Genomic DNA, 14,257 nt, shown 5'->3' with positions numbered 1-14,257 from the left:
CCATGCGCGACCGAGCCAGCGTGGTGATCGTGGGGGGCGGGATCATGGGCCTGTCCGTCGCCTGGCACCTCGCGAAAAACCACGGCATCACGGACACGGTCGTCGTCGAGAAGGGCTACCTCTGCGGCGGCGCGAGCGGCCGCAACGGCGGCGGCGTGCGGGCCCAGTTCGGCAGCGAAGAGAACATCCGGCTCATGCAGGAGAGCATCCGCATGTGCCGCGACTTCGCGGCCGAGATGAAGATCAACGTCTGGTTCCGCCAGGGCGGCTACCTCTTCCTCGTCCGCAACGAGCGCGCGCAGAAGAACCTCGAAAAGAGCGTGCGCGTGCAGAACGAGTGTGGCCTCACGACACGCCTGCTCGAACCCAAAGAGGCCAAGCGCATCGTGCCCGAGCTCGACGTCGAGGGCGTCCTGCTCGCGAGCTACAACCCCGATGACGCCGTCGTCTTCCCGTGGCCGTTCGTCTGGGGCTACGCCGAGTGCGCGCAGAAGCTCGGCGTCGAGATCGAGACCTTCACCGAGGTCACGGGCTTCGAGACACGCGGCTCGCGCATCGAGGGCGTCGTCACGAACAAGGGCGTCATCCGGACGAACCGCGTCGTCAACGCCTGCGGCGCGTGGAGCCCGATCCTCGCGGCGATGCTCGACGTGAAGCTTCCGAACCGCCCGCACCGCCACGAGATCTGCTCGACCGAACCGCTCAAGCCCTGGCTCAAGCCGCTCGTCGCGGACCTCTCGAACGGCCTGTACTTCTCGCAGTCGATGCGCGGCGAGATCGTCGGAGGCATCTCCAACGAGGACGTCCCCGAGGGCCTCGACATGGGCTCGTCACACCGCTTCCTCGCGCTCTACGCGCGTGCCCTCACGGCGACGGTGCCTCTCCTCGGCCGGGTCAAGGTCCTGCGCCAGTGGGCAGGCTGTTACGACCTCACGCCCGACGCGAACCCCATCGTGGGCGAGGTCGATGCGATCGAAAACTTCTACCAGGCCTCGGGCTTCATGGGCCACGGCTTCATGATGGCGCCCGTGATGGGCAAGCTCCTCGCGCAGCACATCGCCGAAGGCACGAAGCTGCCGCTCTTCGACCGCTGGAACCTGCGCAGGTTCGCCGAGGGCAAGTTGCTCTCCGAATCGATGATCATCGGCTAGACTGCCGGGCCGTGAGCAAGCTTGTCCTGATCACGGGGACGTCGAGCGGCATTGGTTTGTCCGCGGCCATCGAGTGCGCGGCAGCGGGGCACAAGGTCGTGGCGACGATGCGCGATCTCGACCGGCGTGAGGCCCTCGAGAAGGCCGCCAAGGATCGCGGCGTCTCGGTCGACGTCGAGCAGCTCGACGTGATCTCGCCCGGCGCGGGCGACAAGATCCGCGAGCTCGTCCTGAAGTACGGGCCCTTCTTCGCGCTCGTCAACAACGCGGGGATCGCGATCGGCGGTCCCTTCGAGGAGCAATCCGAAGACGACGTGCGCCTCCAGCTCGAGACCAACGTGCTCGGGCTCATGGCGACCACGCGCGCGATCCTCCCCTCGATGCGCAGCGCCGGCCGCGGCCGCATCGTCAACGTGTCGAGCACCTCGGGCCGCGTGGCCATGCCGTGTCTCTCGATCTACGCGGCCACGAAGCACGCCGTGGAAGGCTTCAGCGAGGCGCTGCGCTGGGAGCTCGAGCCCTTCGGCATCGACGTGCTCGTCGTCGCGCCAGGCACCTTCCGCACGCCGATCTTCTTCGAGAACCTCAAGCGCGGCGCGCACGTCGCCGACGAGGGCCCTTACGGAGCGCTCATCCGCAGGATCGAGGATCTCGCCATCGGCGGCGCCCGGCGCGCACCGCCGCCCGACGAGGTGGGTCGCACCATCATGCGCCTCGTCGGCGAGCCCTTTCCCCCGTTCCGGACGATCGTGGGTCGTGATGGTTTCGCGATGACGACCCTACGCGGTGTGATGCCTGACCGTTTGTTCGCGCTGGGGCTGCGCCGAGCGCTCGCGCTTTCGCGGGTTCGTTGACACGTCGAGCGACCACGAATAGCGTGCGGCCCCGAGATCGCAGGCAAGCTGGGTCGCTTTCTTCAGTCATCCGGGGGACTTGGCCTTCCGGGGAACGCGGCCCGCTGGTCTTCGGCATCGCGCTGTCATTCGTTTCCGCTCGCTAGTGGCACCGTGGTCGTCGTGATGCGGGGGGCATCTGGGACCCATCCAGCGCACGCCCGCCGTGCCAAGGCCGCTTCTGAGGGAACGCCGGAGGAAGACATGTTCCGCAATGCACGCCGAATTTACCCCACCCTTCGCTCGCTCCTCTTGGGGGCCGTCGTCGCCTCGGGGGTGACCGTCGCCACGAGCGCCATCGTTGGCTGTGGGGGGGACGAGAACGACCCCCTGACGCACGTCAAGAAGCTGTCGGATCCGGCCACGCGCGTGCCTGCCGTGAGCCGCCTCGTCCAGTTCTTCGAAGATGCGATGACGAAGGACAGCAAGGACAGGAACGGTCCGAACGTCAAGCCGCTGCTCGACAAGATCGTCGAGCCGATGTCGCAGATCTGCGCGAACGGCGATCTCGACGAGAAGACGCAGTCGAAGGTCGTCAAGTTCCTCTCCGACGCGCGTGATCTCCGCGGCGCGCCGTGCCTCATCAAGACGCTCAAGGACTACAAGCCCGACAGCACGGAAGAAGACGTGCGCGCCGCGGCGCGTGGCGTCGGCCCGATGAAGGCGAAGGAGGCGGCGGGCCCGCTCTTCGAGGCGTTCTCGAAGCTGCGCCACTCGAAGCCCAAGGCCTCGCTCATCACGCGCGACGTGCACGACGCGCTGCTCGAGCTCGCCGAGCCCTCGTGGGAAGGCGACTGCGTCAAGAAGATCGAGGTCCCGATCGCCGACCGCAAGGACATCAACGTCCTCAAGGACCAGTTCTACTGGCAGATCACCTGCGCCGAAATCCTCGGCCAGCTGAAGAGCGCGAAGGCGGTGCAGCCGCTCGTCAAGATCGTCCTCTCGCCGACGAAGGCGGACGCGCAGGCCACGGCGATCTACGCGCTCATCAAGATCGGCAAGCCCTCGATCGAGCCGACGGTGAAGCTCCTCCAGGGCGGCGACGCGGACCTCGTGAAGTACGCGAAGGAAGAGTACCTCCTCGCGAACAAGGGCGAGGACGGCAAGGTGCCCGAGGCCGCGACGAAGCAGGCCGACACGGCGTACGTCGCGCCCGCCGCGCTCATCCTCGGCAGCATCGGCCGCGAGGAGGCCGTGCAGCCGATGATCGATGCGATCGCCAAGGCCGACGACACGGGCAAGGTCGTCATCGCCCGCGAGCTGCTCAAGCTGCCGACCTCGGAGCCGGCGCTCAAGGCGGTGCAGGGCGTCTACGAGAAGACCTCGATCACGATGACGATCCCGCCCGGCGTCGGCGCGCGTGATCAGCTCCTCGAGACGATGGGTTACCTCTTCGACGCGAACCTCGTGCCCTGGATGGTGAAGAACGCGCTCGACGCGAAGGGCGAGGACGCCGACCTCGAGCCGATGCGCGCCGCAACGCTGCTCACGGCGATGAAGCTCATGAAGGCCGACCAGATCCCCGAGGTCGACAAGCTCTTCAACTCGAAGATCAACGGCCCCGATGGCAAGCCTTCCACGCTCGGCAAGGGCTACGAGAAGGAATACAAGATGGCCACGGAGTTGCTGAAGGAGTGCGGCGACAAGCTCGACTGCTACTACGGCAAGCTCGCGGATCCGAACTCGCACGTCGGTGACAAGCAGTTCATCGGCATGAAGAGCGCGTACATGGTCGGCGTGCTTGGCGGCGACGCCGCGCGGCCGAAGCTCGTCGAGCTCCTGCCGAAGATCACGAACGCGGCCGGGAAGTTCATCTCGGTGCAGGTGATCGATCGCCGCTCGGCGAAGGGCGACGCGGCCATCGCGGGCCAGCTCCAGAAGATGGTCGACGAGGCCGAGGCGACGAAGGACAGCAACAAGATCGCCGCGGTCAACCCCTTCAAGACGGTCATCTACCGCTTGAACGCGCGCGGTCAGTAGGCCGAGCGCCCACACCCCCGAGCCCCCCTCTCCCGCCGGGAGAGGGGGGCTTTGTTTTTCGAAGCCCGTGGGGCTTTGTTTTTCGAAGGGTTTTGTTCTTGGGCCAGGCGAATCCAGGCGTAGTATCCGGCCGCTTTATGCTCGTGCTGGAGGTAACGCAGGGGATTGCTGCGGGTCGAACGTTCGAGGTCGGCGAGGAGGTCGTTCGCATCGGGCGCGCTCCGTCGAACGACGTCGTGCTCGAAGACCAGCACGTCTCCGGGGAGCACGCGCGCATCGTCGTCGGCGCCGATCGCGCCGCCCTGCACGACCTGCGCTCGACGAACGGCACGACCCTCGTGCGTCGCGAAGAACGCAAGCGCGTGACGCCCGAGAGCGGGCCCGTCGAGCTCGAGTCCGGCGACATCGTCGAGCTCGGCTCCGGCGACAACGTGGCCGCGCTGCGCGTCACTCTCTCCGACGACGGCGACAAAGCTCGCGTCGTGCAGCTCAAGCCCATCGAGGAGATCGTCCCCGCCGCGGCGGCGATCGAGCGCGACCCGGGCCTGCTCTCGAAGCTCTACGCCGCGCAGAAGCGCATCGGCGCGGGCAGCGATCTCGATCAGGTCCTCATCGAGGTCGCCGACGCCTCGCTCTTCCTCGTCCCGAGCGCGACGCATGCCACCGTCATCCTGCGCGACGACGAGGATGGCCGTGATCCCGGCGCCGCCGCCTACGTACCCGTCATGACCCGCGTGCGCCTCGCGAACGGCGCGGCTGGCCCGCCGCGTGGCCCCGTGCCCGTCGCGCGCAGCGTCTACCGCAAGGTCGTCAAGGAGCGCGCCGCTGTCCTCGCGGCTGACGCGCCCACCGACGTCGGCCGCACCGAGTCGATCATGGGCGCCTCCATCCGCAGCACCATCGGCGTCCCCCTCTTCCGCGGCGAGGACATCATCGGCGTCCTCCAGATCGACAACCGCAGCGCGCCCGGCATGCTCCACGCGCACGACGTCGAACTCCTCGGCGTCCTCGCGTACAACGCCTCGCTCGCCGTCGCCAACGCGCGCCTCATCAAGCGCCTCGTCTCCGCCGAGGAGCGCCTGCAGAAGGAAAACACCTTCCTGAAGGGCCGCGAGGAGAAGCGCCGCGGCGGCAAGGACGTCGTCATCATCGGCCAAAGCGAGCCGATGCAGCGCGTCCTCACGCAGATTCAGAAGGTCGTGAACACGCGCGTCACCGTCTTGCTCGAAGGCGAGACCGGCACGGGCAAGGAGGTCATGGCGGCGCGCATCCATTACGGCTCGAACCGCCGCGACAAGCTCTTCGTCGCGCAGAACTGCGCCGCGCTCGCCGAGACGCTCCTCGAGAGCGAGCTCTTCGGCCACAAGAAGGGCTCGTTCACGGGCGCGACCGAGGACAAGAAGGGCCTCTTCGAGATCGCCGACGGCGGCACCCTCTTCCTCGACGAGATCACCGAGACCCCGCTCTCCTTGCAATCGAAGCTCCTGCGCGCGTTGCAGGAAGGCGAGATCCGCCCCGTCGGCGCCACGAGCCCGAAGCACGTCAACGTGCGAATCGTGACCGCGACGAACAGGAACCTCGAAGAAGAGGTCAAGAAGGGCCGGTTCCGCGAGGATCTCTACTATCGCCTGAGCCAGTTCCCGCTCCGCCTGCCGCCGCTCCGCGAGCGCCGCGAGGACATCCCGCTGCTCGCCTCGCATTTCCTCCAGCGCTACGCCGAGGAGCTCGGCAAACACGTGGGCGGCTTCAGCCAGCAGGCGATGGAGCTCATGGTGGCCTATGACTGGCCAGGCAACGTGCGCGAGCTCCAGAACGAGGTCCAGCGCATCGTGATCCAGCTCGATCCCGGCGCCTTTGCCACGCCCGACCTCCTCTCGCCGCGAATCCGCCAGGTCGAGGGCCTCGTCAACCGCGCCGGCGTCGCGCGCGGCACGCTCAAGGACATGATGGACGTCGTGGAGAAATATCTCCTCCTCGAAGCCCTTCGCGAGCACAACAACAACAAGACGAACGCCGCCAAGACCCTCGGCATCACCCGCGAGGGCCTGCACAAGAAGCTGCGTCAATACGGCATCTGATCCAGCGTATTGCCCGGACAACCTCAAATCGCCCCGCGGGGATCCGTCCTGGGCCGAGCCTCGCGTCGCCCCGTCGCGCCGTTCGTCGGGGCCCGTCACGCGGCGCACGCCGGCCTTGAGGGGAAAGCGCAACTCGGTTACGCTACGTTGGAACGATGTACAGCATCGAGAGCCACGTCGGCAGGCTGATCGAGGTCCGGTTCTGGTCGCCGGTCGGTGATGGCGAGGCCAGTGGCTGGCGGCGTGACCACGACGCGATGCTCCAGTCGGTGGTGGGCAACTACATCGTCTTCGTCGATATGAGCGACGCGAACGTCTTCCCGCCCGACATGGTCGAGGCGTACGTCGCGACGATGCGTAACGAGCCACGCCTGCTCCGCGCGGCCCTCGTCCTCAGCGCAAGCCCCACGCTTTCGCTCCAGATCCAGCGAATCCTCCGCGACGCCTTCCACCCCCAGCGCCGCGCGTTCCGCGAGGTGCGCGAGGCCGAGAACTTTCTCGGTGACGTCGTGACCCTGCCCGAGCGGGCGCGCCTGCGCGAGGTCATCGAGCGTCGCGCCGAGCAGGCCGCCCCGATCAGCGCGCAACCGGTGAGCGTCGGGATCCCGCAGAGCGCGGGTACGCCGCCCAGCCTGCGAGGTCCGGTCAGCGCGCGCCAGCCGACGCCGGCCACGGTGCGCATCCCGATCACCCCGCGTTCGCCCTCGGGCGGGCACAGCGAGGGGTGACTTCGCCGCGCGCTCCCTTGCGGACGCTCCTCGCAGCGCTCTCCGCGGGGGCCTTCGCGGGGCTTGGCGCCACGCTCGCCGACGCGGCCTTGCTCGTCCTCCGCTCCCGCACGCCGCCCGCGCCATGGCGCGAGGTCGCGGGCGCCATCGCTGCCGCGGGCGCCGTCTATCTCGGTGCGGGCCTCGTCGGGGGCGTCACGTTCGCCCTCGCGGCCGTCGTCCAGCAAAAACTCGCGCCCGCGGGGCTCGATTCCGATTCCCCCGAATCGCATGGCCGCCGCGTCGATCGGCTCACTGCGCTCCTCCTCGTCGGCGGTTTGTCCCTCACGGTCATAACCCTGACGAACCACGCCACCACGCTGCCGGCCACGCTCAAGCGGCACGCATTCGTCGCGGCGGGGGTCCTTGCCGCCGCCGTGGCCTTTCTCCTCGCGTTTGGCCTCGCGCGGCGCGGCGTGGCCTTCGCCCTCGCCTTCCTCGCGCCCCGGCGCTGGGCCCTCCCCGCGCTCTGCGCCGTGGGTGAGCTCGCCGCGATCCTCGCCTTTTTGCGTTCACCCCACGCTCCGCAAACGTACGTCGCGCTCGTCGTTGCCTCGTTCGCGTCCGCCGGCCTCGCCTGCCTCTCGCACCTCCGCCGCATTCCGCGCCGCGTGCAGGCGACCTTTTCCATGGCCGCAATCGCCTGGGTCGCCACGATTTCCATCACCGGCACCTCGGCGCGCGCCTACCACCTGCTCCGCATGGGCCGCACCTTGCCCTCGGCCCTCCTGCGCGAGCTCCCGAGCCTACGCCCCGAGCCTTTCGCCGACGATATCGCGCACGCGGTCACGCTCGCCATGACCCCGCCGCCCACGACCGCGGCGTCCATGACAACCCCGACGCCTCCGTCGAGCCCGTCCGCGCCCCTCCGCGACGATATCGTCCTCGTCACCATCGACACCCTCCGCGCCGATCGCCTGGTTGGCCCGGCCGGGGTCATCGATACCCACATGCCCGCCTTGGCCGCGCTCGCGGCCGAAAGCGTCGTCTTCCGCCACGCCTACGCCTCTGCTCCGGCCACGATTGGCGCCGTCGCGCAGATCATGACGGGCAAACCCGAGCGCGACCTCGTCCACCTCGCCGTCCGCAGCAGCGTCGCCGCGCCGCTCTCCCCCGATACGAACACGATCGCGCGCCGCCTCGGCGCCCTCGGGTACGAGACCGTCGCTGTCGTCGGCGGCCGCCTCATCTCGTATTACCCCTCCCTCGCCCTCGGTTTTTCCCACGTCTACGAGGAGAACGCCCGCGCCCCGCTCCGTGCCCCGGACCTCGTCGACACGTTCACCCGCATTGCCTCACGCCCCAACCGCCGCGCGCCTCTCTTTGCTTGGATCCATTTCATGGAGCCGCACGATCACGCGCTGCTCCCGCGACCGATCCCCGCTGGATACGCCGAAACCGTCCGCCTCGTCGACACCGAGCTCGGCCGCCTCATCTCCGTTCTGCGCGCCTCACCGCGCTGGAATTCGACCACGGTCCTCGTGCTCGCGGATCACGGCGAAGGGCTCGGCGAGCGTGGCCTCGTCCACCACGGCCTCGCGCATCCCCTTCACATCCGCATTCCTTTCGTCGCGCGTCTCCCCGGAATCGAGCCAAAGGTCGAGGCGTCCGCCGTCGGTCACCTCGACGTGGCGCCCACGATCCTCGCCGCCGCGGGCGTCCTCGATACCGATCTCCCGGGTCGTGCCTTGCAGACCTCTCCCGGCGGCTCCGAGGCCGTATCTCGCCCGATACTTTTCGAGAACGTGGGATATGCCGAGACGGCGATTCCCATGGAAGTCGGCCTCGTCAGCTACCCGTGGTTTTATTCGTTCGACGTTCGCGCGCGGCGGAGCGTGCTCGTGGATCTCGAAGCCGATCCCGAGGGTTTCTTCAATCTCGCGGACGAGCGCGGCCCGGAGGCGGCGCGCCTCGCCGAGAGCCTCGCCGGATGGCTCCGCCCGCGCGAATGACGCCGCCTGCCTTCACGTCCCCGTCTTGCGCAGCGGCACCTCGGTCGCCTCCAGATCCCCTTCCGACACGACCTCGGCCACCTCGCGCCGCACCGTCGTGCTCACCGGCGCCTCCGTCTGCTCGGTCGCCCGCGTGACGACGATTTCCTCCGTCACCACGGGCCTCTTCTGGATATCGACCACCTCCTCGCGGATCGGTATGACGATGGATTCTTCCTGAAATGCCTTCCCCTGCGCGACGTCCCTGCGCGCGCCTTGCGCGGCGACGGGCACGCGCTCGACCGTCACCACCTCGCGCTTCACGGGCACCGTGATCTGCTGCTCCTCCGTCACCACGTCCTTGCGAATGCGCACCTCGCCCACCTGTTCGATGTGCGTCGTCGCCTGCACCTGTTCCTCGTGCAAGGACAAACGGGCCGCCTCCTCCGCCCGCTCGGCTTCTTCCAGCCGCAGCGCGGCCTGCAGCGGCGGCTCGTGATGCGTCAAGCCGAGCGATTCCAGGACGCCGCCGCCCTCGATGCCGAGCTCCTCCCGGCGCATCGAGAGCACGATCGAGCCTTCGCGGACGTCCTCGATGGCTTCGCAGGAAATCGTGTAATCTTTGGGGAAGAAGAACCCTTTCTCCACCACGAAGCTGTCCACCTGGACCGCCACCACCTTGCCGAGCTTGTGCCCGTCCACGGTGCGGACCTCCATGCCTTCCCGGACCAGATCGCCGAACGGGTTCGCCATGATGCGCGCCTCCTGCCGCAAAAGGTTGCGACCGCTCGGTCGCGCGCGAAGACCGTGGTCCGCGGCGACCGTTCCCGTTGGAAATTGCAATGCACGTGCCGCATTTCGACGCGGATGAGCACGTGTGGCGGCGGGGGCGCTCACGTCGACGAGGCGAGCGATCGCGCGGGCACGAGCGGCGCGCTCGGGACCCTTGGCGCCGCGGCCCTCCGGTGATAGAGGCCCGCCCTGCTTCGGAGGCACCCGGCCGCGGGCCGCCCCGACGCGCCGGAGGTGGTCTCACACATGATCGTTGGCGTGATCGGCTCGGGATCGATCGGCCCGGATCTGGCATACGGCTTCGTATCCGCCATCGCCAGAGAAGGTGGCCGCGTCTATTTGCACGACATCAAGCAAGAGGCGCTCGACGCGGGCATGGCTCGCATCGAGACCTACGTGACGAAGGCCCTCGCCCGCGGAAAGCTCTCCGAGAGCGCCGCGCGCGCCGTGAAAGAGGCCCTCGTCCCCACCCTCTCCCTCTCGGACCTCGCCGCGTGCGATTACGTGCTCGAAGCCGCGACCGAAGATCTGCCCATCAAGCGCAAGATCATCGCGGCGCTCGAAGCCACGGTCCGGCCCGACTGCCTGATCGGCTTCGCCACGAGCGGCATCCCGCGTGCCGAGATCGCGAAGGACGCGAAGCACCCCGCGCGTTGCTTCGTGAACCACCCCTTCTATCCCGCGTGGCGTAGCCTCCCGGTCGAGGTCGTCCTCTCGGGCGACGATGCGCTCGGCGAGCGCATGATCCGCACGCTGGAGAAGCTCGGCAAGGTCCCCATCACCACGGCCGACGTCGCGTGTTTCGCGGCCGACGACATTTTCTGCAATTACGTCTCCGAGGCCGCGCGTATCGTGGCCGAGGGCGTGGCCACGCCGGCGCAGGTCGACGCGATCGTGAACGACGCGATCGGCGGCGGCGGCCCGCTCAACGTGATGGACTTGACCCGGGGCAACCTGCTCACGGTCCATTGCCAGGAGCTCATGCGTGATGCGCCCACGGGCAGCCCCTGGTTCGAGCCGCCGGCCATTCTGCGCGAAGTGGGCAATCGCCCCTGGCACGACCCGAAGAACCGCGGCGACGGCCGGTACGACGAGGCGCTCGGCAAGAAGGTGCTCGATCGGATCCTCGCCGTGCTCTTCGCGCGCACCTATTTCGTGGCCGACGAGAACATCTGCGCCCCCTCGGACCTCGACTGGCTCACGCGCATGTCGCTCGGCTTCCGCAAGGGCCTGCTCTCGCTCGCCGAGGAGTACGGCATCGAGCGCGTGCACGCCGTGTGCACCGCCTACGCAGCCGAGCACCCGGGATTCCACGTCCCGAAGAGCATCACCGGGAAAAACCTCCCGCGCTTCCGCAAGAACGTCGTGGTCACGCGGGAAGGCGAGCTCGCGATCGTCGCGGTGCGCAGGCCCGAGGTGCGCAATGCGTTGAACCGCGAGACGCTCACCGAGATCGAGGCGTCGATGAAGGAGCTTTCCGGTGACGACGCGGTCAAGGGCGTGATTTTCACGAGCCAGGACGGCGCGCTCGCGGGCGCGGACATCGGCGAGCTCGCCTCGCTGAAGAGCCCGGCCGATTGCGAAAACATCTGCCATTTCGGCCACGCGGTGCTGGACACCATCGCCTCGATGAAGAAGCCCGTCGTGGCGGCCTTGAATGGCCCCGTCCTCGGCGGCGGCGCCGAGATCTCGATGGCTTGCCATGGCCGCGTCGTCGGCCCGGAGCTCGTGCTCGGCCAGCCCGAGGTGAACCTCGGCATCATCCCCGGGTATGGCGGCACGCAGCGATTGCCACGGCTCATCGGCTTCGAGCGCGCCATCGACCTCCTCCGCACGGGCCGCTCGGTCGGCGCGAAGGAAGCGCACGCCTGGGGCTGGGCGACCGTCGCGCCCGCGAAGGATTTCCTCGGCGAGGCCAAGGCCCTCGTGAAGAAGCACCTCGCCGGTGAGATCAAGCTCGCCCCCGTCGATCCGGCGCCGATCGCGGTCCCCGACAAACTCCCCGCCACGGATCTCGGCCATCATTCGCGTGCCATCGACGCGATCCTGGTCTCCGTCGTCCGCCGCGGCAATGCATTGCCGCTCGCCGAGGGCCTCGCGCTCGAGGCGAAGGGCTTCGGGCAGTGCAAGGAGACGGTCGACCTCGACATCGGCATGAAGAACTTCATCCAGAACGGCCCGCGTGTACCGGCGGCGTTCCTCCACGAATGAGATCGGAGCGTTCGATGAGCAAGGAGACCAGCATCGTCATCCTCGACGGCGGGCGTCGCACCCCGCGCGCCGATATCCTCGTGGACAACAAGGCCCCGGGCCTCTTTTCGCGTTTCTCCACGACCCAGCTCGGCGGCATGGCCATCAAGGCGACGCTCGGGCACACGAAGCTCGATCCCGGCCTCGTTGGCCACGTGGTGATGGGCATGGCCCAGCACAGCCACCGGGATTCGATTTACGGCGCGCAAGGCATGCGATGGCGCGGCGGCCTCGGCAAGGACGTCCCGGCCCTCACCGTGGCGCGCATCTGCGGCAGCGGCGCCGAGGCGATCTGTGTCGGCGCGGAGATCCTCCTCGCGGGGCTGCGCAATGACGAGGAGCGCCCGTTCACCGTGGTCGGCGGCGCCGAGAGCATGCAATACCCCTTCTGCCTCTACGATTACCGCGGCAAGAAGGTCGGCGCGGCGACGCAGAAATACGGCCCCATCGAGGCGAAGACGCTGCCCGCGGGCACGCACCTGCAGGACATGCTCCTCATGAGCCTCTACGACCCGAGCGCAAAGATGGCCATGGCGAACACGGCCGAGGAGCTCGGCCGTCGGTATGGCATCAAGCGCGAGGAGGCCGACGTCTTCGCCTACCGTTCGCACAAGAACGCGAAAGCCGCCCGTGACGCGGGCCATTTCGACGAGGAGATCGAGCCGGTCGCGCTCCCCGCAGACGACGGCGGCGCGCCCACGGTCCTCAAATACGACACGCACATCCTCGAAGACCCGAGCCCCGCAAAAATGGCGCGCCTCGCGCCCGCGTTCGAGCCCGGCGGCATCATCACGGCGGGCAATGCGAGCGCCGTCGTCGACGGCGCAGCAGCCATGCTCATCGGCAAGGAGTCGGACGCCGAGCGCCACGACGCGCGCCCACTCGCGCGCATCGCGGGCATGGGCGTGGCCGCCTGTGACCCGCAAATCATGGGCTGGGGCCCCGTCCCCGCCGTGAAAAAAGCGCTCGCGAAGGCCGGCATCACGGGCAAGGACGTCGACATCGTCGAGATCAACGAGGCCTTCGCACCCCAAGCGCTCGCCTGCGTCCGCGATTTCGAGAAAATGGGCATCGACCCGGAGCGCGTGAACCCGATGGGCAACGCAATCGCGCTCGGCCACCCGCTCGGCGCGACAGGCGCGATCCTGACGCTCACCTGCGCGTACGCGCTGCGCCGAACGAAGAAGCGTTACGGCATCGTCACGATGTGCATCGGCGGCGGGCAGGGCATCGCGCTCGTGCTCGAGTCGATGGGCTGACCCGCCGCGCCGGGGCGCTGCCCCGGACCCCGCGGGGGCTGTTCGCCCCTCGACCCGAACCAGGCACGGCCTGGACCGAGGGTGGAAGAACTGCGCTCCGCGCAGTTCTTCCAACGGGCCGGTGGCAAGACCAGGGACAACGTTGCCGGTCGAAATGGCAGCGCGGCTGTCTCGATTGGCGGGGGTCGTTCCTCGGCCTGTTCGATGAACTGCGCATCGCGCAGTTCATCGACGATCAGTCCAGCGCTTGCGCTGGTCCGGGTCGAGGGGCGGACAGCCCCCGCGGGGCCTGGGGCAGAGCCCCAGCGAGGCGGTGACCGCGCGAGCTCAGAACTCGTCTTTCCCGCCTGTCAGCATCGCTTCCAGCCGATCCGCCTGCTCGGCGATGGCCATCGCGATTGCCACGAATCGCGCCCGATCCAGCACGCGCAGCGGATACCGTGCCACGATCGTGTAATGCTCGGCCCGCTCGCAGAGCGCGCCCACGTCGAGCGAGCGGCTCCGGCGTAGCGCCTCCTCCGGCGTCAGACGATTCTTCGGACAAACGGGGCTCTCCAGCGTCACCCACGTCGCCTCGCCCCCGTTCTCTTCCTCGAAACGCGGCGTGTGCGCGTGCGCCAGCAGACCCTGCGTCCGGCCCACCGGCTTTTGCCAGGCGATCGTCACGCCAAACGCTGTCTCCCCGCGCCCGTCCAGCGAGAACAGGTGCCGCGCCCGCCGCGCGAGGTCGTCGAATGACGCTGGCTTGCTCCACGGATCGACGTCCACCTCGACGTCTTCCTCTTCCTCGGCGTCCTGACCTGCGGCGACTGCGGCGAGATCTCGCACGCTTGCAAGCATCGTCTCGGCGATCGTGAAGATCGCGGGCAACGCCGCGCTCGAATCGCGCGGGTCGATGACGAGCGACACCATCTGCCCGTCGAAGCGCACCGACAACGTCCCGGTGAGCGTCGCCTCGCCGGCGGATTCGGGCAGGAGCGAGGGACCGAGCTCGATATCGACATCGAGCCCTTGCGGGCTCTCCTGCTCCATGTCGACGACGGCTCGCGCGATGCGCGCGTCCGGAAAAACGGCCATGGCTTCCTCCAGGCTCGCGAGCGCGTGGGCTGGGGAGAACCGAGCGTAGGGCAGCGTGAAGCAAAACGGACGGGGCATG

Annotated in this window: 10 protein-coding genes; 8 read left to right on the top strand and 2 right to left on the bottom strand. The window is 68.3% G+C overall.

The window, feature by feature from the left end; genetic code table 11:
• Positions 1-2 precede the first annotated feature (2 nt).
• The 6 genes from KEG38_RS14795 (at position 3) to KEG38_RS14770 (ending at position 8,821) form a co-directional block, all read left to right on the top strand.
• Positions 3-1,151, top strand: a complete 1,149-nt coding sequence (locus KEG38_RS14795; protein WP_272420081.1) for an NAD(P)/FAD-dependent oxidoreductase — start codon at positions 3-5, stop codon at positions 1,149-1,151.
• Between the two features lie 11 nt (positions 1,152-1,162).
• The gene (locus KEG38_RS14790; protein WP_272420080.1) at positions 1,163-2,005 is read left to right on the top strand and encodes an SDR family NAD(P)-dependent oxidoreductase; all 843 of its coding nucleotides are present in this window, start codon (positions 1,163-1,165) and stop codon (positions 2,003-2,005) included.
• Positions 2,006-2,248: 243 nt separating this feature from the next.
• Entirely contained in the window at positions 2,249-4,024 is a 1,776-nt protein-coding gene (locus KEG38_RS14785) for a HEAT repeat domain-containing protein (protein ID WP_272420079.1), read from the top strand.
• A 137-nt stretch (positions 4,025-4,161) separates the two neighbouring features.
• On the top strand, positions 4,162-6,102 hold the full coding sequence (locus KEG38_RS14780; protein ID WP_272420078.1) for a sigma 54-interacting transcriptional regulator: 1,941 nt from the start codon (positions 4,162-4,164) through the stop codon (positions 6,100-6,102).
• Between the two features lie 155 nt (positions 6,103-6,257).
• On the top strand, positions 6,258-6,830 hold the full coding sequence (locus tag KEG38_RS14775; protein ID WP_272420077.1) for a hypothetical protein: 573 nt from the start codon (positions 6,258-6,260) through the stop codon (positions 6,828-6,830).
• A gap of 17 nt (positions 6,831-6,847) precedes the next feature.
• Positions 6,848-8,821 carry a sulfatase gene (locus KEG38_RS14770; RefSeq protein ID WP_272420076.1) on the top strand — a complete coding sequence of 658 codons (1,974 nt, stop codon included), beginning with the start codon at positions 6,848-6,850 and terminating at the stop codon, positions 8,819-8,821.
• Between the two features lie 12 nt (positions 8,822-8,833).
• Here KEG38_RS14770 and KEG38_RS14765 read toward each other — a convergent pair whose 3' ends face one another.
• Positions 8,834-9,553 (bottom strand): YsnF/AvaK domain-containing protein, encoded by a 720-nt coding sequence (locus KEG38_RS14765; protein WP_272420075.1) that lies wholly within the window; start codon positions 9,551-9,553, stop codon positions 8,834-8,836.
• Positions 9,554-9,838: 285 nt separating this feature from the next.
• On the opposite strand from KEG38_RS14765, the gene KEG38_RS14760 reads away from it, so the two are divergent.
• The gene (locus tag KEG38_RS14760; protein WP_272420074.1) at positions 9,839-11,803 is read left to right on the top strand and encodes a 3-hydroxyacyl-CoA dehydrogenase/enoyl-CoA hydratase family protein; all 1,965 of its coding nucleotides are present in this window, start codon (positions 9,839-9,841) and stop codon (positions 11,801-11,803) included.
• Between the two features lie 14 nt (positions 11,804-11,817).
• On the top strand, positions 11,818-13,101 hold the full coding sequence (locus tag KEG38_RS14755; protein WP_272420073.1) for a thiolase family protein: 1,284 nt from the start codon (positions 11,818-11,820) through the stop codon (positions 13,099-13,101).
• Positions 13,102-13,428: 327 nt separating this feature from the next.
• Here the strand turns inward: KEG38_RS14755 and KEG38_RS14750 are convergent, their stop codons facing one another.
• Positions 13,429-14,256 (bottom strand): hypothetical protein, encoded by an 828-nt coding sequence (locus KEG38_RS14750; RefSeq protein WP_272420072.1) that lies wholly within the window; start codon positions 14,254-14,256, stop codon positions 13,429-13,431.
• Between the last annotated feature and the right edge of the window lies 1 nt (position 14,257).

It is taken from the genome of Polyangium jinanense (assembly GCF_028435265.1).
GTDB classification, from domain to species: Bacteria; Myxococcota_A; Polyangia; order Polyangiales; family Polyangiaceae; genus Polyangium; species Polyangium jinanense.
Note: the sequence above shows the minus strand (reverse complement) of the source record. Positions and strands in the feature narration are given on the sequence as shown.